The organism is Azospirillum sp. B4 (genome assembly GCF_000333275.1).
Classification (GTDB): Bacteria; Pseudomonadota; Alphaproteobacteria; order Azospirillales; family Azospirillaceae; genus Nitrospirillum.
The window spans coordinates 70,857-93,072 of record NZ_BACU01000416.1 but is presented as its reverse complement, the minus strand read 5'-3'; the positions used below and the strand labels follow the sequence as shown (position 1 = coordinate 93,072).

Annotated in this window: 8 protein-coding genes; 5 read left to right on the top strand and 3 right to left on the bottom strand. The window is 68.2% G+C overall.

Annotation, left to right across the window (positions count from 1 at the left end; genetic code table 11):
- The first annotated feature begins 1,069 nt into the window (after window positions 1-1,069).
- Genes I55_RS33230 through fabD form a run of 4 tightly spaced genes read left to right on the top strand, consistent with a single transcriptional unit; the run spans window position 1,070 to window position 9,213 of the window.
- Complete coding sequence (locus tag I55_RS33230; protein ID WP_049974262.1) at window positions 1,070-6,082, top strand: type I polyketide synthase; 5,013 nt, start codon at window positions 1,070-1,072, stop codon at window positions 6,080-6,082.
- On the top strand, window positions 6,075-7,397 hold the full coding sequence (locus I55_RS18600) for a SagB family peptide dehydrogenase (RefSeq protein WP_044562073.1): 1,323 nt from the start codon (window positions 6,075-6,077) through the stop codon (window positions 7,395-7,397). The genes I55_RS33230 and I55_RS18600 overlap by 8 nt, the downstream gene beginning before the upstream one ends.
- Complete coding sequence (locus tag I55_RS18595; RefSeq protein WP_044562072.1) at window positions 7,394-8,338, top strand: acyltransferase domain-containing protein; 945 nt, start codon at window positions 7,394-7,396, stop codon at window positions 8,336-8,338. The genes I55_RS18600 and I55_RS18595 overlap by 4 nt, the downstream gene beginning before the upstream one ends.
- Window positions 8,335-9,213 carry an ACP S-malonyltransferase gene (fabD, locus tag I55_RS18590; protein ID WP_044562071.1) on the top strand — a complete coding sequence of 293 codons (879 nt, stop codon included), beginning with the start codon at window positions 8,335-8,337 and terminating at the stop codon, window positions 9,211-9,213. The genes I55_RS18595 and fabD overlap by 4 nt, the downstream gene beginning before the upstream one ends.
- A 67-nt stretch (window positions 9,214-9,280) precedes the next feature.
- On the opposite strand, the gene I55_RS18585 is transcribed toward fabD, so the two are convergent.
- The 3 genes from I55_RS18585 to I55_RS18575 form a co-directional block, all read right to left on the bottom strand.
- Window positions 9,281-11,320 carry an AarF/ABC1/UbiB kinase family protein gene (locus tag I55_RS18585; protein ID WP_083901227.1) on the bottom strand — a complete coding sequence of 680 codons (2,040 nt, stop codon included), beginning with the start codon at window positions 11,318-11,320 and terminating at the stop codon, window positions 9,281-9,283.
- 296 nt (window positions 11,321-11,616) lie between these two features.
- The gene (locus I55_RS18580; RefSeq protein ID WP_148293829.1) at window positions 11,617-11,868 is read right to left on the bottom strand and encodes a hypothetical protein; all 252 of its coding nucleotides are present in this window, start codon (window positions 11,866-11,868) and stop codon (window positions 11,617-11,619) included.
- Window positions 11,869-11,955: 87 nt separating this feature from the next.
- A complete protein-coding gene (locus tag I55_RS18575; RefSeq protein ID WP_148293828.1) occupies window positions 11,956-12,351 on the bottom strand; it encodes a hypothetical protein in 396 nt (131 codons plus the stop codon).
- Window positions 12,352-12,751: 400 nt separating this feature from the next.
- Here I55_RS18575 and I55_RS35455 point away from each other — a divergent pair, with 400 nt between their 5' ends.
- Window positions 12,752-22,204, top strand: coding sequence for an SDR family NAD(P)-dependent oxidoreductase (locus I55_RS35455; protein WP_085940052.1), 9,453 nt, complete (start codon window positions 12,752-12,754; stop codon window positions 22,202-22,204).
- The last annotated feature ends 12 nt before the right edge of the window (window positions 22,205-22,216 follow it).

The following is a 22,216-nucleotide window of genomic DNA, read 5'->3' as shown; positions in this document are numbered from 1 at the left end:
AAAGCGCCCCGCCCTGAGCCCCCGCCCTGCCCCAAAAGACAAGGTCGCTGCCTTCATCTGGCGGATGAAGATCTTTAAGTCAATTTAATCTCGCAGATGTCCGCGTAATGACCGCTCACCCCTGGAAAACTTACAAAATCTTACAGAGTTACCACTAGGAGCGAGCTTTGTAAGATTTGGTGGGATTTGGTAAATTTGCTGACATTCCCTTCCACACCTTTTTCAACTTATTCCGTACAGGTGCGGGTCATATGTGAAAAAATACGGTGGTAGCCATATCCTCTTACGAGAATCTTTTACGGTTTCTTAATCTATATGCCCCTGCGGCGCGCCAGCCGGCCATGGGCGCAGTTCGGAATTGCGCTGGACAACCTATCCTGATGCACCTCGCCCCCTTTCGAGGCTGGTGTCGCCCGATAGGACGGATATAACCTTTAGTTTGTATTACGTAGGTTGTGGCCGGAGGTTGGGCGGCGAGTCCTCACGGTGGACTCGAAGATCTGCCGAGCCGCATGTCACGGCCCGGCCTCCGCCTTCATGGGCCGAATGTTCGTATTCCCAGGACGCGGCGCCGCCGGATCGTTGCAGGGCGAGAGGGGGACACAATCCTTATTCAACGGCCGCCAAGCCTTCCGCCTGAAGCCGCCACCACGCGGGCCAGGCGCTGGCCAGGTTCCGGCGGATCGACGCAAGCCCGTCCCGGCGCCATGCCGCGACCGGGCCGCTACGGGCCGCCGCCCCGGAAACGGTGGGGGATGGCTGACCGCATTCCCGGCGCGCTTCACATGCCCTGCCCAGAGCGACCACCGATCCAGGCCACTTACATGGACGTAAACGCACGTCGCCATCCTTTGCATATCGACGGTTGTGCACCCTCGGCTAATGCTTTAACATTTCTCGTCTACCGAGTGGATTGACGCGGCAGCTCGCCCTGTTCCCGTCCCAATCTTGAATTCCCACGTCTCCATGGCGCATTCCCAGATTTGGACCGGCGATGCTTGATCGGCTCAATCGCTATTCTCACGGTTACGTCGCCATTCCGATTCTCGCCGCACTGGAGCGGCGTGGGGTGCTGGAGTATCTGGCCCATGCCGGCCCAGTGACGTGGGAGACGCTGGTCGCCCGCTATGACGCCAACGCCGGGCATCTCGCGGCGGCTGTGCGGTTGCTGACCAGCCTCGATTGGCTGGAAGAGACAGCGGACGGCCTCATCCTTCTTCCGAGGGCCGAGGAACGGACGAAAATCCCGGCCGGTATCGCCGAATTGCTGGCGGTGCCGCCGATGGATGGACTGCGTGACCCGGCAGCCCTGGGGCTTCTTGGCCACTGGCTGCCCGCCGTCACGGCACGGTGGCACGGGGCCGAAGCGTTCCTCGCCGAAATGCTGGACGGCCTGGTGTTCGGACCAATGCTGATCGCGCTCTCCGGGCATGGGGCGGCCATGGGCATCGTCGACTGGTCGCGCCTGCCGCTGACCGGGTTGAGCCACGACGCCGTCGCCGTGGTTGACCAGCTCTGGCGCTCCGCCGGCTGGGGCGGATGCGAGGGCGAGACGCTGCGGTCAGACGCCGTCGGCGCCAGCATGCTTGAGCGCGGGCTCAACCTGGCAACGACACTTTCCTATCGCCGGATGCTGGCCCAGGTGGATGCCCTGCTGTTCGGCGACGCGCCGGCGGCGATGGCGGCGGTCGGCGGAATTGAAACTCACGTCGACCGGGGGCTCAACGTCACCGGCAGCGGCTTCCAGCATCACAGGTTCTTCGCCGACCTGGTCGCCCTGCTGCACGCCCGGTTCGACGGCAGCCAACCCGATGAGGAACCGGAGGTCGTGGTCGACATGGGGGCGGGCGACGGTTCGCTGCTGTTGGCGATCCATGACGCCGCGCATGCGGTTCCGGGCCGCGACCGGGCCTGGCCGGTGATGGTGGCGGCCGACCTTAACGCCGCGGCCTTGGCGGAGGCCGGCGCCACGCTGTCGCGGCGGGATGTGCCGCATCGATTGGTTGAGGCCAATATCGATCGCCCGGCGGAACTGATGGAACGATTGGGCGCGATCGGTTTGGGCGGCCGGCGGACGTTGCATGTTCGCTCCTTCCTCGATCATGATCGCCAGTGGCGTCCCCCGTTGGACGCGGCGGCGGCGGCCCGGCGGCGGCGGCATGGGCTGCGCGGCGTCTATGCGGCGCCCGATGGCGGGGAGATCGATCCCGCCGACGCGGTCCAGGCCCTGGTCGAGCACCTTGGCGCCTGGTCCGATACGGTGGGTGAAGGCGGGCTCGCCATCGCCGAAGTGCACGCACTGCCCGCCGCCACCGTCGCGGGACATCTCGATGACTGCGAGAACCTGCACTTCGACGCCTACCACGCCCTGTCAGGCCAGCATCTGGTCGAAGCGGACACCTTCCTGCTGGCCATGGCGGAGGTCGGCCTGTTCCCGCGGGCGGGGTCCCTGGTCCGCTATCCCCGCTCGCTGCCGTTCACCCGCATCACGCTCGCCTGGTACGAGAAGCGCGGCTATCGCGTCCGGCTGGCCGAACCAGCGGACCTTGAAAGCCTGCTGGCCCTGGATGAAGCCGGCTGGGTTCCCGCCCTCCGGTTCGGCCGGGACCGCATCCTGGCCTTGCTTTCGGATCACCCAGGCAGCGTCATCGTGGCCGACGTCGCTGGAACCGTCGCCGCGGCGGTCTATATCGGCCGGCTGCCGGCACCAGGGGCCGTGCATGGCCGCACCCTGGATGAGTTCCTGGCGGCACCCTTGGCCGAAGGCCCGGTGGTGCAACTGATGGGCGCCGTCGTGCTGCCGGACGCGCCGGCCGGCCTCGGCGGCCTGCTGCTGGATTTCGTGCTCGACTGGGCCTCCTGCAAGCCGGGCGTCACCACCATCGTCGGCGTGACCCGGTTCGGTGACTATCCGGCCCGGCCCGACCTGGAACCGGCGGACTATCTCCGCCTGTCCGACCCGGGCGGACTGCCGATCGACCCCATCTTGCGCTTCCATGCTCAACGGGGCGCGCGGATCGAGGGCTTGGTTCCGGGCTTCCGGCCAACTGACGCCGATAATCGCGGCTTCGGCGTCCTGATCAGCTATGCGCGTCGCGGCGACCTGCGGGTGGCAGGGCGGGACGACACCAAGGCGGCTGCCGGTGAGGCCTTGGATGTCGCCACCGTCGTGCACGGAACCATCAAGGCCCTGCTGCGGCCTGATCATGCCGAGGCATTCGCCCCGGACCGCCCGCTGCGGGAACTGGGGCTCGACTCCCTGGATTTGCAGGAGTTGCGTCAGCTTCTCGCCACGCGCCTCGGCCGCCCCATCGATCCGGGGTTCCTCTTCCGCTTCCCCAGCGCCGATGCCATCACGCGGGCACTCACCACGTCCGAGCCGGCCAAGGCTCCACAAACCCCGACCGCGCCGGCGGTGGGCCGCCCGTACCTGCCCGCCACCAGCACGGGTTGGCAGCCAATCGCGATCATCGGCCATGCCGGCCGGTTCCCGGGTGCTGCGGATCCCGAGGCGCTGTGGCGGAATTTGATCGATGGCACCGACGCAATTCGACCGGTCCCCTCCTGGCGCTGGGACGCCGCAACCCTGACGGCGGACGAACCGGGCACGCCCGGGCTGATGAACAGCGCCGAGGGCGGCTTCATCGATGGCATCGACCTGTTCGATGCCGGCTTCTTCCATTTGTCCCGGCGCGAAGCCGCCCGGCTGGATCCGCAGCAGCGCTTGCTGCTTGAAGCCAGTTGGCAAGCGTTCGAGCGCGCCGGCATCGATCCGAAACGGCTGACCGGTAGCCTGACCGGTGTCTACGTCGGTCAATTCAGCCACGACTATGAAGTTCTTCAGGCGAAGGACATCCAGGCGATCAGGCTGTCCATGGCCTACAGCTTGGGCGGATCGGCCGCCGGCGCGTCGGGGCGGCTGGCCTATTTTTATGGTTTCCAAGGGCCGGCCATCGCCATCGATACGGCCTGTTCCTCATCGCTGGTCACCATCCATACCGCCTGCCGCGCGCTGCAGGCGGGTGACATCAACCTGGCCGTCTGCGGTGGCGTCAGCGCCGTCCTGTCGCCGGAACTGAGCATCGCCTTCTCGCAAGCCGGCATCCTGTCCGCCGACGCGCGGTGCCGGACACTGGACGCGGCCGCCAGCGGCTACGGCCGGGCCGAAGGCTGCGGCGTCGTGCTGCTGAAGCGGCTGGACGACGCGCTGGCGGAAGGCGACCGGATCGAGGCCGTGGTGCTGGGTGGGGCCTTGGGCCAGGACGGCGCCTCCAACGGCTTCGCCGCCCCCAATGGCGCCGCCCAGGAAGCGTTGATCCGGCGCGCCCTGGAGGTGGCTGGGGTCGGTCCCGATGAGATCGACATGGTCGAAATGCACGGCACCGGCACCGCGGTGGGTGACGTGGTGGAGGCCGGCGCCCTGGCCCAGGTGTTCGCCGGTCGCCAACGGCCCCTGGTGCTGGGGGCGGTGAAAAGCGCTGTCGGCCATATGGAAGCGGCAGCGGGCGTCACCGGCGTGATCAAGCTGCTCCAGTCTTTCCGCCATGGCGCGATCCCGCCCAATCAGCACTATACGGTTCCGGCCGCCGGCTTCGACCCCGCCGCGATCCCGTCCATCGTACCCACCGCGCCCATGAGCTGGCCCTCATCCCGCCCGGTCGCCGGCATCAGCGCTTTCGGTTATAGCGGCACGCTGGCGCATCTGGTGCTGAGCGCGCCGGAACCGGCGGCGGACGCGCCCGTGGACAGACGCGACCATCATGTCTACGCCCTGTCCGCCCCCACACCGACGGCCCTCGCCGACCTTGCCCTCCAGCATGCGGACGCGATCGAAGCCCTGGACGCGCCGCTGGCCGATGCCGCGCATACGGTGACGACCGGCCGCGCGCATTTTCGCCATCGCCTCGCCATCGCGGCCCGGACGAAGGCCACCGTGGTCGACGCGCTGCGCCGGTACGCGGCCGGCGATACCGGTGGCGTCGAGGCTGGCGCCGCCGCGACACCGGAGGGGGTCGCCTTGCTGTTCAGCGGCCAGGGCGGGCACCATCCCGCCATGGCCGCCGCGCAGTTCGAAGCCGCGCCCGCCTTCCGCGCGGTGATCGAACGCTGCGAGGCGCCGGTGCGGGAGGTGCTGGGCCGGTCGCTCACCGCCGCGCTCTACGGTGACGACCCTACAGCCCTCGAGCTGCTGGCGCAGCCGGCGATCTATGCGGTGCAGGCCGGACTGTCCGCGTTGCTGCACGCCTGGGGCGTGAAGCCGACCATCGTGCTGGGCCATTCCCTGGGCGAATTCGCCGCCGCCGAAACCGCAGGCATCTTCTCGTTGGAGGACGGCGCCCGGCTGGTCGCCCACCGGGCCAGGCTGGTCGCGACCGCACCCGGCGATGGCGCCATGGCCGCCATCGAGGCCAGCGCGGAACAGTTGGCGCCCTTGCTGGCAGCCAGCACCGTGGCTGTCGCCGCCTACAACGCGCCAAACCAGACGGTGGTCAGCGGCCCAACCGAGGACGTGCTGGCGCTGATCGCCACGGCCAAGGCCGGCGGTCTGCGGTGCCACCGCCTGCCGGTGGCGCACGCGTTCCATTCCGCGCTGATGGAACCGATCCTGGCGGAATTCGCCGCCGCCGCCGGTGCCGCGACGCTGGCCCCGCCCACCATCACCTATATCTCTTCCCTGGAAGCGGCCGTCGCGAACGAGGCGGTCGCCACGCCGGACTATTGGGCCCGCCATCTTCGCCATCCCGCCCGCTTCAACAGCGCCGCCCGGGTGTTGTCGGAGATGGCGCCGGGTTTGGCCGTCGAGTGCGCACCGGTGCCCATGCTGGCCAGCATGGTGGCGGCGGGGGGCCTGGCCCTTGATGTCTATCCCGCCTTGGGCCTTGCCGATGGTCCGTGGGCCGGTTTGATGGCGATCCTCGCGCGCGCCTACGCCGGCGGTGCCGCGATCGACTGGTCAGCGGTGGATGATGGGCTGCGCCGGCCCCGCGTCCTGTTGCCAACCTACCCCTTCGAGCGTCGGCGCCACTGGTTCAGCGATGGCGCGGCCAGCGCACGCCGCAGCGAGGCCGTGGCAGATGCCTGAGTTGGCACTCGCCTGGCGGTTGGCGGATCCACACGCGCACGCGGTGGCCGATGGCAGCACCGTGGCGCTGACATTCGGTGACGGCGGCCGGCTGCGCCTCGACCTGCCATCGGCCGCTGCGGCGGACCTGCTGACACGTCTTGCCGACACCCATGGATTGGGCGAAGCAGACCTCGCCCGCCTGCCCGATACAGGGCGCGCGCTGGTCACGCTGGAGCGGCTGCGGCTTGCCGGCCGGTTGGAATGGTGCGCTGAAACGGGGAGCGCCAAGGGCGACCTGGATCCATTCGCCATTATCCAGCCCCTGACCCACCGCTTCGAACCGCTGGAGGCGGCCACGGCGGGCCTTGATATCGACCGGTTCGCCTATTTGCGCCGCGATGCCGGCGTGGCGGTGTTGGAATCACCTGAAGCCGCCTGCCGGCTCCTGCTTTCTCCGGCCGCCGGGGCCGCCATCGCCCGCATCATGGCGGGTGCCCCAACGGAGACCGACGCGCCGGCCTATCAGCTTCTGGGCCGCGCGGGCTTCCTCACCGCCAGGCCAGAGGCCCCCACGCGCCAGATCTGGTCCTTCCAGGATCGGCTGTTCCACGCGGCAACCCGGCCGGCGCATGAAGCGGTGAGGGTCGGGCCGACCGAACGGTTCAAGGGCGTCCTGCCCAAGCCCGCGCCCGCTTGGGCGGAGGAGCCGCCAGCGCCGCCGAAACCGGCACCCGCTGAATCAGCCCCGCTGCATCACCTGCTGGAACAGCGCCGGTCCGTGCGTGATTTCGCCGACCGTCCGCCGTCACGGGCCCAGATGGAGGCGTTGTTCTCCCGTACGCTGCGGATCACCGGACGTCGTCGCGCCGGGTTGGAAAGCTGGGTCGAACGGCCGGTTCCGGCCGCTGGCGGACTGGGGGAGATCGTCGGATATCTGGCGGTCCGGGCGGTCGATGGCCTGGCGCCTGGTCTCTGGCGCCACGATGCCCTGGCCGACCGGCTCGATCTGGTCGCCGGTCCGGCCCCAGCGCTGGACCGGATGTTCGAAACGGTCGCGGCTTTCACCCAGCGGCCCGGCACGCCACCGCCCGCCGTGGTGGTGCTGGCCGCCCGCCTGCCGCAGTTGGCGTGGAAATATGAAGCGATCGCCTATCGTTTGGCGTTGCTCGACGCCGGCGCGGCGCTGGGCATCCTGCACCTGGCGGCTCTGGATGTCGGTTTGGGCGCCTGCGCCGTCGGCACGATGAACCCGCGACATTTCGCGATGCTGGCCGAAACGGATGATTTTACCGAGGTATCGTTGGTGGAGATGGCTGTGGGGCGCCCGGTATGAAGCGCGTCGCCTTCATGTATTCCGGCCAAGGGGCGCAATATTTCCAGATGGGTCGCACGCTTTACGATGGCGATCCCGCCTATCGTGACGCCCTTCGGCGCGCGGAAGCCATCTGCGGACCGATCGAAGGCCGGACCATCACCGAGATCCTGTTCTCACGCCCAATGGCCGATACCGCGCGGTTCGATCGCCTGGCCGAGACCCATCCGGTCCTGCTGGCGGTGGGCTGGGCGCTGACCGAAGCGCTGGCGGCCCGGGGCGTGGTGCCCGATCTGGTGATCGGCTACAGCCTGGGTGAAACCATCGCCGCGGTGGTCGCCGGGGCGCTGTCGCTGGATCAGGCGTTTTGGGCCTTGCGGGCGCAAGCGGCCTTGTATGAGCGGTCAGCGCCGCCCGGTCGGCTGGTCGCCGTGTTGAACCGCGTGGAACTGCTCGACACCGCGCCGGAATGGCGTGACCGAATTCATATCGCGGCGATCAATGGGCCCGGCCACATGGTGGTGGCGATGGCGGAAGCGGATTTGGCACCGTTTCTCGACTGGCTGGACGCCCGGCAGCTGGTGTCCGTCGTGCTGCCGGTGCGGTTCGGATTTCATTCGCCGCTGGTGGAGCCGGTGCGCCACGGCTTTTTGGAAATCGTGGAGCAGCTGGGCTTCGGCCGTCTCCGGCTGCCGATGGTTTCCTGCGCGCTGGCACGCCCGGTGGAGACGCTGGACGCCGCGCATTTCTGGGGCGTCAATCGCGGCGTGGTCCGCTTCGCCGACACCATCCAGGAATTCGCGGCGAACCCGGCATCCATCCTGATCGATGTCGGGCCATCCGGCACCTTGGCGGGCTTCATTCGCCTGCGGCGGGAGGTGGCGGCGACCGCCCTGCCGGTGATGAACCAGTTCTGCCGCGACCTGCAAACCCTCGAACGTGTGGTGGAGTGCGTCGGATGACCCGGATTTTCGTCTTCCCCGGCCAGGGGTCCCAGGCCCGCGGCATGGGCAAGGATCTGTTCGACAGCTTTCGGGATATGGAGCGGGAGGCCGACGAGATCCTGGGGTATTCGATCCGCACCCTGTGCCTCGACGACCCTGATGGCAATCTGGTTCGCACGCAGTATACCCAGCCGGCCCTTTACGTCGTGGGTGCCATGGCGTATCGGCGGCGTGTCGAGCAGCTGGGCGACACGCCCGAGTTTGTCGCCGGCCACAGCCTGGGTGAATACAACGCGTTGTTCGCCGCCGAGGCCTTCTCCTTCACCGACGGGCTGAAGCTGGTGCGGCAGCGCGGTGCGCTCATGGGCAATGCCTCGGGCGGAGGCATGGCCGCCGTCGTGGGCGAGGACATCACCAACATCCGCGAGATGCTGGCCGAGGCGGGTGAGACCACCATCGACCTAGCCAACCACAACTCACCGCGCCAGTCGGTCCTGGCGGGGCCGAAGGAGGCGCTGGAACGGGTGGCGCCTTACCTTGAGTCGCGCAAGGGCGTGCGCGTCGTGCCGCTGAACGTGCGCACCGCGTTCCATTCGCGCTATATGGCCCCGACCAAGGCCGAGTTTGGGGCCTACATCGCGGGCTTCAAACTGTCACCCCTCATGCTTCCGGTGATCAGCAACCTGACGGCCCTGCCCTACCGCGACGATGAAATCGCCCATAACCTTGTCCAGCAGATCGACCATCCGGTGCGCTGGGTTGAGTCGATACAGTATCTGCTGCAGGAGCCGGAGCCCACCTTCGAGGAAATTGGCCAGGGTACGGTGCTGACCAAGCTTATTGAGGAAATCCGCAGGGTCCCGCTACCGGTCAACATCGCCCGGCGCTACTGACCGGCCGTGACGGCGCAGGCACGGGTGACGGCCGGCGAAAGCCAAGGGTGGCCGGAACGGTCCGGCATCACCGTCTCGTGGCGATCGACCGCTGGATCGCCCCCAATACATGGACCAGATAGAGCCAGCCGCAGGCGACCACCAGGAAGTCAACCGCGGGCAGGTCGGGCACGGCGTTCCGGATCGGGTTCAGGATACGGGTCGCCAGCGCCGGCACCCAGGCCGGACCATGCGCCACGATGAAATCGGTCTCTTTTTCGGCCAGCAGGGCAAGACCGGTCAGCGCGGCCAAACCGAGGAAGCCCCTCTTGATCGTGCGCAGGGCTACGATCTTCACGGTGGTGGGCATGTCCGCCATGCCCCGCTCCAACAGCGCCAGCTGCCGGATCTTGGGGGACAGGAAGGTATTGAGATCACCGCTGATCTTGACAACCTCCTGGACCGTGCCCGCCAGCGTCGCCATGCGGCCTTTGAAGCTGCTTTGCCGCTTCTGGCGATCGCGGAAGTAGCTTTTGTAGAGGCGCATGAAGTTGCCATCGGGCAGCAGCACCTGCAGCGAGGCGTCGAGCGTGCCCAAGGCGCGGCCGACCCGCAACAAGCCCCAGGAGGTCGGGACCCTGTACTTCGCCATCAATTGCGCCGTTTCAACCGAGGTCGAAGACATCGACCGTTGCGCATAGGGCAAAGCGTCGTTCTGGTTGCGGGCTTCCCATTCGCGGAAAATGGCGGCCAGCCCCTTGCCGAGTTCAGCGACACCGAAGGCGGGGACCCTGTCGCCCAGCAACAGCATGTAGTCGGCCGCCCGCTCATAATCGCCGGTCGCGACCGCTGCGGTCATCTGGCCATAGGTCTGCCAGAGGCGCGTCGTCAACCGGCCGACCGAGCCGAAATCGATCAAGGCGATCCGGTTGTCGGACAACAGGATGATATTGCCGGGATGAAGGTCGCCGTGGAAGTGATTGTCCTCGAGAATCTGCCGCAGAGCAGTGGTGAGCAAGCGGCGCGCCACCCGTTCCGGCTCAATGCCGTTTCGTCGTTCCCAGGCCCGGACGGCATTGGGCGCTTCGCGCCGGCGGCGGATATACTCCGACATCAGTACGCCAGGAACTTCCTCCATCACCAGCACGCGCGAACTGCAGTAGCGGGGGAAACACCGGGGCACGATGACGCCGTGGGACTTCAACTTTTTCCGCATCTGGCGCAGGTTGGCCAGTTCCTGCGTATAGTCCGCCTCCTCCCGAAGCAGCGCGCTCAACTCGACGATGCCTTCCTTGAGATTGAGCAGCCCCCCCAGCCCCAGCGCGTTGACCGCGAATGCCAGCATCCGCAACAGCCGGAGGTCGCCTTCAAAGGAACCGCGCACGTCGGGTCGCATGATCTTGACGACCACCGACCGGTTCTCCTCACGCAGCACCGCGCGATGCACCTGACAGACCGATGCGGCGGCGAACGGCTGGGCCTCTACATGGGAAAACACGCGGCTGATCGGTTGATGAAGGTCCGTCGCCAGGACCTCCATCGCCACCTCGCTGGGAAAACCACATATTTCGAACTGCAGCGCCGCCAGTTCCCTGCACATGGCTTCGGACAACACATCGGTGCGCAGCGACAGGAGCTGGCCCAGCTTGATCCACATGCCGCCCAGGCGTTCGAACAGATGGCGCGCATCCCGGGCACGACTCTCGTCCGTTGAACGCCCGGACCATTTCAACAGCGCCCGGCGCAGGAAAAACCCGATGATCAGTAACAGGCACCAAGCGCCCCGCCACCACGGGCGGCGGGGGACTGGGCGAAGCTCAATCGAACGCCGCCGCTTGGCGCTGACCAGTGGCGTCGGCGTCAAATCTTCCAGGCGCTCGGAAAAGCGCTTGCGCGCGGCCGGACCTCCCGGCCGGGCTATCGGGCCGCGGCGTTGATCCAGAAGCACAAGACGGTAGCGCGCCTTACGGGGGCGCGGGGCGCCCTCGTGGTAAGCCTGGATGGACGCCCCGGAGGACGCCCCGGATTCATTTGGCTCGAGCGACGGAGGCAACGTCCCGGCGCGCGCTGACAGCATCGTCACACGCACCGATTGATGTCTTTTCATCGGCATGTTCAGTTCAGACATCCCCGCATACGCCTACAATCCAGTGGCGATTGTGATCCCATAAATGGATTATCGCTAGAGGCGGCGTAGCTGGTGGCCACCGGTGCCGACGACGGCCGAAGCCTAGAGCTTCAATGAAGATGTCCCACGCCAAGACGGCGGACACCGGGCGGCCATCCACGGCAACTCGATCTGCCCGCGTCTTGACAAAGGCATGCCCTAACGGCGTGCCTGAACAGAGGAAACCGCAACCGGCAACGGGGCGCCCGAGGGTGCGCTTTCCTGGAAAACCGGTCGCGCTTTCAGATCAGCGGCGATCAGTCACCGAACAGGGAGAGACCGGTGCTTTCCTGGCGCACCACCACCACAACGGTCTGCACCTGGTCGCTCAGCACGCCTTGGCTCTGCAGATCGCTGACGGCTTCCTCAACCTTGTACATGAGCGTGCCCTCGCCACGGCGAAGGCGCTTGATGCGCTTCTTGGCGTGTTCACCCAGATCCAGCACACACACGATACCAGCGGGGTTGCTCGGGGCGCCCTTGGTCTTGTCGGCGGCTTCTGCGGTCATGATCCGAACCTTCTCCATATCTGAATTTCTTACGGCGTGAGCCTGGGCTTTGGCGCCGACCTCCCAAGGGGGCCCGCGCTCAAACGGTTAGTCGTCGTCAGGATCGCGAACGGCCCGACGCAGATTCTTGCCGAAATCCTTCAGCCAACCGTCCCCCTTGAGCGTGTTGGAACGGTCGTGCAGAACCATGTAGCGCGAGACCGAGCGCAGGCTCTTGCGCGCCATCTTATGGATCCGCTTGTCGAGCGCGCGGCTCAACTTCGACTGCTTCTTTTTCGGGCCGAGGCGTTCCTTGATTTTTCCGTGGCGGATACGCCCGGCCTGATCAAGCACGACGAACTTCACGCCGGTGCCCAGGTCGCCATCGTCATACTCATCGTCGTCCCGGTCATCGTCATCATCGCCATTGTCGATGCGGATGACCCTACCCTTGGCATCACGGTTGAGCATCGTGAGGCCTTCTACGTTGCCGCGAAACTTCATAGCCCGGCGCCCCTGAAGATTAACATCAAGTTATGCTGGCCAAATTAAGTAGACTTGTCAATCGCATAGGTTGCGAATTCCACATTTGTTCGTTCTTTTAAATAGCCGCTGATGCGCGTGCATCAATGAAGCCGTACGACGGTTTCGCTAGTCCTGCTGCGCCTCTTAGACAGAGGCCTGGCCAGCCAGAACCCACCAGGATGAGGCGGTCCAGCATCTTCCCGGCAATTTTCACCCAAGCTCCCCACCTGGACGCCCTCTGACCGGCACCCGAGCACTGGAAGGGGTATATTATCACGCCAGGTTGTAAAATGGGTTGCGCCGTTTATAGATTATTCGCTATCAAGTTTATGCTGATTCGGTGGGACAAATACAGGCTGTCCGAACGGCATAACACTCGATGAAGACGTTTTTAGGCCACAGCCGGGCATATCGTGGCGGCATTTCAGGGGGCATATTGCCAATGCACGGTGACGATATGGGCGGTGCGGACAACGCCGTCGCCGTAATCGGACTGAGCTGTCGCCTTCCCGGCGCCCCGGGTGAAGGTGCCTACTGGCGAAATCTGGTTTCCGGGCGATGCGCCATCACACGGCTTGACGATGACGGACTGGCAGCTGGCGGCGTCGGCGCCCATGACCGCCACAATCCGCAGGTGATCCGCGCCTTCGGCACCCTGGACGACATTGACCGCTTCGACCATGCGCTGTTTGGTCTTCCGCCGCGTCGCGCGGCCCTGCTGGATCCTCAGCAGCGCCTGCTGCTGGAAACCGCCTGGGCCGCGCTGGAAAATGCCGGCTATGCCCCGGATGGCGCCGGGATGACCATTGGCACCTACGTTTCCCTGACCCAATCCACCTATTTTCCCGACATCGCCGCGCAGGACGACGACGCCGTTTTCGCCTTGACCGCGAGCGAGAAGGATTACGCCGCCACGCGCATCGCCCATAAGCTTGGGCTGACCGGACCGGCGATGGTGGTGCAATCCGCCTGTTCCAGCGCGTTGCTGGCGGTGCATACCGCCGTCGAGGCGCTGGTCAGCGGGCAATGCGACATGGCGATTGCCGGCGGCGTGTCGATTACGCTGCCGCAAGGGGCGTACCGTCACATTCCCGGCCTCATGCTCTCACCCACCGGCCAGTGTCGTGCTTTCGATGCCGCCGCCAACGGCACGGTGCCGGGCAACGGCGTCGGCCTGGTGGTCCTGAAGCCGCTGGTCCGGGCGCTCGCCGACGGGGACCCGATCCGCGCCGTCATCATCGGCTCCGCCGCCAACAACGACGGCGCGGTCAAGGCCGACTATCTGGCCCCGAGCGTCACCGGTCAGGCGCATGTCATCGGCGAGGCCCTGGCCGTCGCCGACCTTGATCCCGCCGGGATCGGCATGATCGAAGCCCACGCGACCGGGACCCGTCTCGGTGACCCCATCGAAGTGCAAGCGCTGGCCAAGATATTCGGCGGTTTGCCCGCCGGCAGCATCGCCCTTGGCTCGGTGAAACCTTCCATCGGGCATTTAAACGCGGCCAGCGGCATCGCTGGACTCATTAAGGCGATCCTGGCGGTGGAGCATGGCGTCGTGCCCCCAAGCCACGGCTTCGCCACTCCCAACCCGGAGATTAATTTCGCCAACACGCCGTTTCGCGTGCCGACGGAAGCCCTGCCATGGCCCGCAACGGCGCCGCGACGCGCGGGCGTCAGTTCCTTCGGCTTCGGCGGCACGAACGTCCACGTGGTGATCGAGGCGGCACCTGAGCCGCAGCCGCGGGCGGCGGCGGCGGATGGCCCCTGGCTATTCCCGCTTTCGGCACTGGATGCCGACCGTTTAGGGGCGGCCAGGCTCAGCTTGGCCGCGGCCATCGAAGCCAATCCCGCCCTGCGGCTCGATGATGTCGCCTGGACGCTGATGGCCGGGCGTAAGGCGCTGCCGGCGCGCTGGATCGCACGGGCCGCCGACCAGGCCGGATTGGTCGCCATGCTGCGCGGCGAGGCGCCCTCCTTGCCCTTACCGCCCGAAGCGATCCGCTGGCAGGCGGCCGGGCCGGTCGACTGGTCCGGCTTCCGGCCCAAGGCGGCGCGGCGCGTGGCGCTGCCGGCGTACCCATTCGCCCCGACGCGCCACTGGGCGCCTCTGCGGGGCACGCAGCCGGCGCCGACGGGGCTCTGCTGGGATGGGGGGGATGCGACAGCGGCGGCCATCCCGACCCCTGTGCCGGTTCCTGTTACCGCCCAGCCGGCCGGCAGCGGTGATCCGCAGCGCGACGCCGAAATTTATCTTGTCGGCGAACTCGCCACGGCATTGGGTTGCCCGGCCGCCGACATCGATCCGGCTCGGCCACTCGCCACCCACGCGCTTGATTCACTGCTGATCGTGTCGGTCACGAACCGCCTGAAGCACGACTTTCCCGGCCTGCGCGACACCGCCCTGTTCGATCATGAGACGCCGCGGGCGCTGGCTGCCTATCTGGTCGCGCAATTCCCGGAAGCGGTCCGTCACGTCGCCAAACCAGCGATGGCCGCGCCAGTCATGCCGATTGCCGGGGCGGACGCCCCAAGGGGTGCGCCGGTGGGCGCCATCGCCGTCATCGGCATGGCCGGACGCTACCCAGGCGCCGCGGACCTCAACGCCTTTTGGCACAATCTCCGGGCCGGCCAATCCGCACTCGGGCCAGCGCCGGCGACGCGCTGGGACGCCCAGGCCCTGTTCGACCGCGAGCGGCGCGACCGCAGCTACGTCCTGAATGGCGGCTTCCTCGACGCCGTGGACCGGTTCGATCCGGTCTTTTTCGGCATCGCCCCGCGCGAGGCCCGGATGATGGACCCGCAGCAGCGGCTGTTCCTGGAAACAGTGTGGGCCGCGGTGGAGGATGCCGGATACACGCCCGAAGGCCTGAAGGCCGTGGCGTCAGCCGGGGTTATTGGTGATGTCGGCGTCTTCGCCGGCGTCATGAACCAGCCCTACCGACTGGTGGGCCATGCGGCGGCCCTCACCGGCCAGGTGCTGCAGAGTGGCCATTGGTCCATCGCCAACCGCATCTCCTATCACTTTGACTTCCAGGGCCCCAGCCTGGCGGTGGATACCGCCTGCTCCGCGTCGCTCGCGGCCGTGCATCTCGCCTGCGCCAGCCTGCGGAATGGCGAATGCGGTGTCGCCATCGCCGGCGGCGTCAATCTGGTGCTGCACCCGGTGCAGCAAGTGGAACTGTGCCGCGTTGGCATGCTGTCGCGGAGCGACGCCTGCCGCCCGTTCGGCGAGGGCGCCGACGGCACGCTTCAGGGCGAGGGGGTCGGCGCCGTGGTGCTGAAGCCGCTGAAGGCAGCGCTGGCCGATGGCGACCATATCCATGCCGTCCTGCTGGGTTCGGCGACGGATGCGGGCGGCCGAACCTCCGGCTATACCGTTCCCAGCGCGGCCGCCCAGCGGCGCGTGATCGCCGCCGCGATCAAGGCCGCCGACGTACCGGCCGCGACGCTCGCCTGCTTCGAATGCCATGGCACCGGGACCGACCTCGGCGACCCCATCGAGGCGCATGGCCTTGCCGATGCGCTCGACGACGCCGGCCGGGGTTCCGGTATGGTGTGGATAGGGTCGGTCAAGGGCAACATCGGGCACCTGGAATCCGCGGCGGGCATTGCCGGCCTGACCAAGTTGATCCTGCAAATCCAGCAGGCTGAAACCGTACCGACGCTGGTGGAGACACCCAGCCGACGGATCGACTTCGCGGGCGCCCGCCTGGAACTCGCCCGGCAGGTGGCGCCCTGGCCGGTGAAGACCGGTCCCGATGGCCGACCCGCGCCACGGCGCGGCGGTGTCAGTTCGTTCGGCGCCGGTGGCGCCAACGTGCATGTCATCGTCGAGCAGGCCCCCGCACGCGGCCCCCGCGCGCCGGCGGCGATGCGGCCGCTGGCCTTTCCGCTGTCGGCCCGCACCGACGATCAGCTTGCCGCCGTGGCCGCCCGCCTGGCGGCACATGTGGAGTCGACAACGGACCAGCCTGGCCTGCTGGACGATATCGCCTGGACGCTCGGTACCGGTCGCGTGGCGCTGGAACGCCGCGCCGTGGTTCTGGCCAGCGACCGGACCGAACTGCTGGCCCGTCTGCGCCTGCTGGCACAAGGCCGGGGGAGTGGCGGGATCATCACCGGCGCCACCATCGGCACAACGGCGCCCGGACCAAGCGCCGAAACGGATAGCGCCGAAACGGATACCGAAGCCATGGCACGCCTTTGGTGCAATCGCGGCACCGTCGACTGGCGCCGGTTGCTGGGGCCCGGCCGTCGCCGCGTGAGCCTGCCGACCTATCCATTCGCCGGGGAATCCTACTGGATCGATACGGCCCCGGCCGCCGCCAACCACCCGCCCGTCCATACTCTGCCCGGTGAGGAAATCGGCGGCCCCCTGCGTCGACGCTTGCGGGTGATGCCGGATGATCCGCTGATCGCCGGTCATCGGGTTCAAGGCCAGCCGACCTTGCCCGGCGTCGCCTATGTGCTGTGGGCGATGGCCGCAGCGGAGGCGGCCGGCTATCCGGATCACCATTCCGCGCGCAACATTTATTGGCTGCGGCCGCTGATGGCGAAAGATGCCCCGATCGAGGCCGAGCTGTCGCTGACTGAAACCACGGACGGCCTTAATTTCAGCATCACGGGCCCGGCCGGACTTTGCTGCCGCGGGCGTCTTGTCCGCACCTCCGCCTCGCACAGCCCGCCGCCGGCTCCGCCCGTTGCGGACAGGGAGGGAGCCGACGCCATTTATCGCCGGCTGGCCCAGGGCGGTCTGGGCTACGAAGGGCCTTACCGGGCCCTAGCCGGCCTTTCCGCATCGGCCACCGGCGCCACGGCCGAGTTGGCGCCGCCGCCCTCCGGCTTTGCCGGCTGGCCCTTCCCGCCCCCCTTGCTCGACGCCGCGCTGCAAACGGCGGCGGCCCTGGTCGACGGAACGGCCCGCCAGACACTGGTACCCTATGCCTGCGCCGGCATTGATCTTTTGGGGCCGGCGGACCAGGCGCGCGCCATTCGCGCCTTCCCCGCCCCGTCCGACACAGGGGACAGCACGGCGCGGTTCGATTCCTGGATCGTCGGCGCGGATGGCACGGCGGTGGTGCGGCTTACAGGATTGGTCGCCCGGCCCATCGCCACGGACGGGCGCCGGCCCATGCCGGCAGCCCGTCCGGACGCCGTCCCAGAAACCGCCAAGGATACGGGCATAGGCAGCGCCTTCTACGTTCCAGTCTGGCGTGCCGAACCGATGGCATCGACGCAGGGGCCCCGCCACGGCCTGCTGGTGATCGGCGCTTCGGCGCCCTTGGCGAACCTGGCGGCCGTGCGGGCCTTGACCGGTGGCACGCCCGGGCGGTTTGCCGTGCTGCCGGCAACGGATGACGAGGCGGAGACGCTCGCCGGGGCCGCGACGGCGGCGGGGAGCGTCGTCATCCTGCTCGGTCCCCAGGGCGAGTCCGCTGATCAGCCGGAGCTTCATCACCTGCTCACCTTCCTGCGCGCCCTGAAGCGCCAGGCGCTGCTCGACCCACTCCGTCTCACGCTGGTGACGGAACGGGCCCAGCGCATCCTGCCCCAGGACGACCCGCCCGCTTTCGCGACCGCGGTGCTGGGCCTGGGGCGGGTCGCGGCCAAGGAATGCAGCCGGTGGCAGGTCGCCTGCGTCGATATCGGCGCGATCGAGGAACTGCCCCGGGCGGTGGCAGATTCCGGCGACCCTGCGGGACGGGAAATCGCCTATCGCGATGGCCAGCGTTTCGTCGCCCGGCTGGAGGCGCGGCCCGCAGCCCGGAAGCCGGCGCCGTGGCGCCCCGCCGGCCACTACGTCATCCTGGGCGGGGCCGGCGGCATCGGCGCCGAGCTGGCCCTGGCCCTTGCCAGCCGCTACGGGGCGCGGCTGACCCTGATCGGCCGCTCCGCCGAAGATGAGGCGCGGCGCGCCCTCGTCGCGGAAATCGCCAGGCGCGGCGGACAGGCCCTATATCTGGCGGCTGATGGGGCCGACGCCACGGCCATGATGGCGGCGCTGGAGACGGCCCGCGCGCAATTCGGCCCTGTCCACGGCGCGATCCACTCCGCGATCGTGATGCAGGACCGGGCGCTTGAACATATGGACACGGCCCGGTTCGACGCGGCCTACCGCATCAAGGCGGCCGGCTGCGCCGCGCTGGCCGCCGCGACCGCAGGGGATCCGCTGGATTTCCTTTTGCTGTTCTCATCGGCCAATTCCTTTGCCGCCATGCCGGGCCAGGCCAACTATGTCGCCGGCTGTCTCGCCAAGGATGGCTTGGGCCTCAAGCTGGCGGCCCAGGGCCGACCGGTGCGCATCATCAATTGGGGCCTTTGGGGCGATGTCGGCCGGGTGGCGTCGCCGGAATATCAGCGGCGACTGGGCAAGGCCGGCGTGTGGCCATTGACGGTCGAAGAAGGGCTGGACGCCATCGACCGGGCGCTGGCGGGTGACGCCGTGCAGGTGCTGGTCCTCAAGGCCGATGCGGCCGCGTTGACCGCCCTGGGTGTCATTGGCACCCCCGACCCGATGGCGTCCCCCCTGGCCGCCGCGGTCACGGCCCCGGCCCTCCAAACGGACGATACCCTCGCCACGGCCGAGCGGGACTACGATCGGCTTGACCGCGTCGCCCGCCACGCCGTGGCCCGCTGGTGGGTCGAGGCCGGGTTGATCGGACCGCCTGGCAGCCGGTTCCGCCTGTCGGATGTCGAGGAGCGGCTGGGCCCGGCGCCGCGCCATGCCAAGCTGGTCGATGCGATGGTGGACATGCTGGTGCGCGACGGCGTCCTGGTGGCGGGGCCGGCCGGCCTGGTCGCCGCCGCCCGGACCGACAGCGACGCCGCCGCCCAGGATGCCGCCGATCGCGTGGCATTGGCCACCGGCCCCTACCAGGCACATCTGCGACTGCTGGACGAGGCGGTCGCCGCCTATCGCGAGGTCATCACCGATCGTCGGCAGGCGACGGACGTGCTGTTCCCAGGCGGTAGCCTGGACCGGGTCGCCCCGATGTACGCCGGCAACCCCATGGTCGATTATTTCACCGCCCGGGCGGCGCAAGCGATCGCATCCACGGCCGGTCCCGCCACGCGCGTCCTGGAATTCGGCGGCGGCACGGGCGGCCTGACCTCCGTCGCGCTGCCGCTGCTCGACCAGTTGGGCGGGGTTTCCGAATATCGCTTCACGGATCTGTCGATGCGCTTCAGCAGGGAGGCGGAACACCGCTTCGCCTCCGGGCGCGCCTGGTTCGCCACGGGCCTGCTGGATATTGGCCGTGATGGGGTTTCACAGGGTTTCGACGCCGCTTGTTTCGATGTCGTAACGGCGGCGAACGCGATTCATGCCACGCCGTCGATCGCTGACAGCCTGGCGACGGCACGCGGCCTGCTGAAGCCGGGCGGCCGCATCGTGCTCTATGAAATGATGCGGCCGCATGACTATGTCACCGCCACTTTCGGCTTGCTCGACGGCTGGTGGACAGCCGTCGACCGGCGCTTGCCGCATTCCCCGCTGCTGGATGAGGCGGGCTGGCGGACGGCCCTGGCCGCCGCCGGGTTCGAGGACATCCGGATTGACGGCGGCAAGGTGCACGGTGTCATCGTGGCGCGACGTCCGGCCGGCGCCGCGCCGGCGATGCCAGCGGCTGCGGCGGCTCCAAGCCGCAACCCCCTGGTCCGCCGTCGCGAGGCCGCCAGGACCGCCACGGCGGACCCCACAGCGCAGCCCGCGGCGGACACCAGCGCCGTCCTGGCGGCTGTCATCGCCGCGGTTGGCGAGGCGCTGGAACTGCCGGCGTCCGGAATTCGGCCGGACCGCGCCTTCAGTGATTATGGCGCGGATTCCATCCTTAGCGTCGACATCATCGCGGCACTCAATCGTCGGCTCGGCATCCAGCTGAAACCGACGATCCTGTTCTCCCAGCCCACCGCGGAGGCCCTCGCCCGCCATATCGCGGCGGAACATATGGTCGAGCTTGGTACGCCGGCGCCCGTGCCGGAGCCTGCTCCCACCGTTGTTCCCGCTGGGACTCCCGCTGGGGCCCCCGCTTCCTCCGACGTGCCGGAGCCGATCGCCATCATCGGCGCCTCGGGCCGGTTCCCGGGCGCCACCGATCTCGACGCCTTCTGGACCAATCTCGCCGCTGGACGGGACAGCATCGGACCGGTGCCGCCAAGCCGCTGGGACCATGCCGCGCTGCTGGACGCGCGCCCCGGGACCCATGGTCGAACCAATTGCCCGGCCGGTGGCTTCCTCGACGACATCGACCAGTTCGATCCGCTGTTCTTCAATCTGTCCCCCACCGAAGCGACCGCCATGGACCCGCAGCAGCGGCTGTTCCTGGAGGAAGCCTGGCGCGCACTGGAGAATGCGGCCCGCGCCGGCCGGGATCTCGCCGGTTCCCGCACCGGCGTCTTCGTCGGCACCGTCACCGGGGATTATGCCGAGGTGCTGAAGGCCGGCGGCCTGCCGGTCGACGCCCACGGCTTCATGGGCAACGCCGCCGGAATGACGGCGGCCCGGGTGGCATTCCACTTCGACCTTGCCGGGCCGACCCTGTCGATCGACACCGCCTGTTCTTCCGCCCTGGTCGCGATCCACCAGGCCTGTGAAAGCCTGCGCAGCCGGGCCTGCGACATGGCGTTGGCCGGCGGCGTCGCCGTCATGACCACCCCGGGCTTCTATCTGGCCGGTGCCAGCGCCGGCATGCTGTCGCCCATCGGACGATGCCGCGCCCTGGATGCCGGCGCCGACGGCTTCGTGCCGGGCGAAGGTGCCGGGGCGTTCGTGCTGAAGCGGTTGGCGGACGCGCTGGCCGACGGCGATCCGATCCGCGCCGTGATCGTCGCGTCCGGCGTCAACCAGGATGGCGCCAGCAATGGCATCACCGCGCCGAACGGCGCCGCCCAGACCCGCCTCATCCGGGAAACCTATGCCCGCTTTGGCATCGATCCCGGCCAAATCGACATGGTGGAACTGCACGGCACCGGAACCCGGCTGGGTGACCCGATCGAGATGGAGGCCTTGGCGGCCGCCTACGCCGATGCGACGCCCCCCGCCGGCGATTGGCGGATCGGATCGGTCAAGAGCAACATCGGCCATACCCTGGCCGCCGCAGGCGCGGCCGGCCTCGCCAAGGTCATGCTGTCCCTGGAACGGCGCACGCTGGCACCGACGCTCCATCTTCAGGCGCCCAATCCCCTGCTCGATTTCAAGGGGGGCGCGTTCCGCCCGGTCACCGCCCTGGCGCCGTGGCCGGCCGGTACCCGCCCGCGGCGGGCCGCGATCAGCGCGTTCGGCTTCGGCGGCACCAACGCCCACCTGGTCATCGAGGAGGCGCCGGCCGTGGAGCAGGTCCGCCACACGGCAGACGTCCACCCGGGGCAGCCTCACGCCATCCTGCTGTCAGCGGCAAGCCAGGGGGCCCTGGCCGCATCCATGGATGCGCTGGCCGCGTGGCTCGACGGTGACGGCCGAACCGCATCGCTGGCGGACATCGCGACGACCCTCGCCACCGGGCGCCGGCCCATGCGCTGCCGTGCGCTGTTCCTGGCGCGGAGCACGGACCAGCTTCGGCAATGGCTCGCCGACCCGGCGGCGCGTCAAGCGGCGTTGACGGCGCAGGATGGAGCCACGCCGCAGAGCGCCGGGCGGCGCATCCACCTGCCAACCTACCGCTTCGACCGCCGCCGCTGCTGGCCACAGCAGCCGGTCACCGCGGCCGCCGCCCCGGTGCCTGCCAAGGTTCCGGAAGCCAAGTCCCCCCAGGTACGCCCGCCCCAGACGCAGCCGCCCCAGACACGGCCGAGCATGGTCGGGCGGATTATCGTGATCTCGAAACCCTGCGGCTGACCGGAACGGAGG

Coding starts and splice junctions, on each gene's coding strand:
- I55_RS18575 (WP_148293828.1), bottom strand. CDS start 12,351: ATGAAGTTTCGCGGCAACGTAGAAGGCCTCACGATGCTCAACCGTGAT.
- I55_RS35455 (WP_085940052.1), top strand. CDS start 12,752: ATGAAGACGTTTTTAGGCCACAGCCGGGCATATCGTGGCGGCATTTCA.
- I55_RS18585 (WP_083901227.1), bottom strand. CDS start 11,320: ATGTCTGAACTGAACATGCCGATGAAAAGACATCAATCGGTGCGTGTG.
- I55_RS18600 (WP_044562073.1), top strand. CDS start 6,075: ATGCCTGAGTTGGCACTCGCCTGGCGGTTGGCGGATCCACACGCGCAC.
- I55_RS18580 (WP_148293829.1), bottom strand. CDS start 11,868: ATGACCGCAGAAGCCGCCGACAAGACCAAGGGCGCCCCGAGCAACCCC.
- fabD (WP_044562071.1), top strand. CDS start 8,335: ATGACCCGGATTTTCGTCTTCCCCGGCCAGGGGTCCCAGGCCCGCGGC.
- I55_RS18595 (WP_044562072.1), top strand. CDS start 7,394: ATGAAGCGCGTCGCCTTCATGTATTCCGGCCAAGGGGCGCAATATTTC.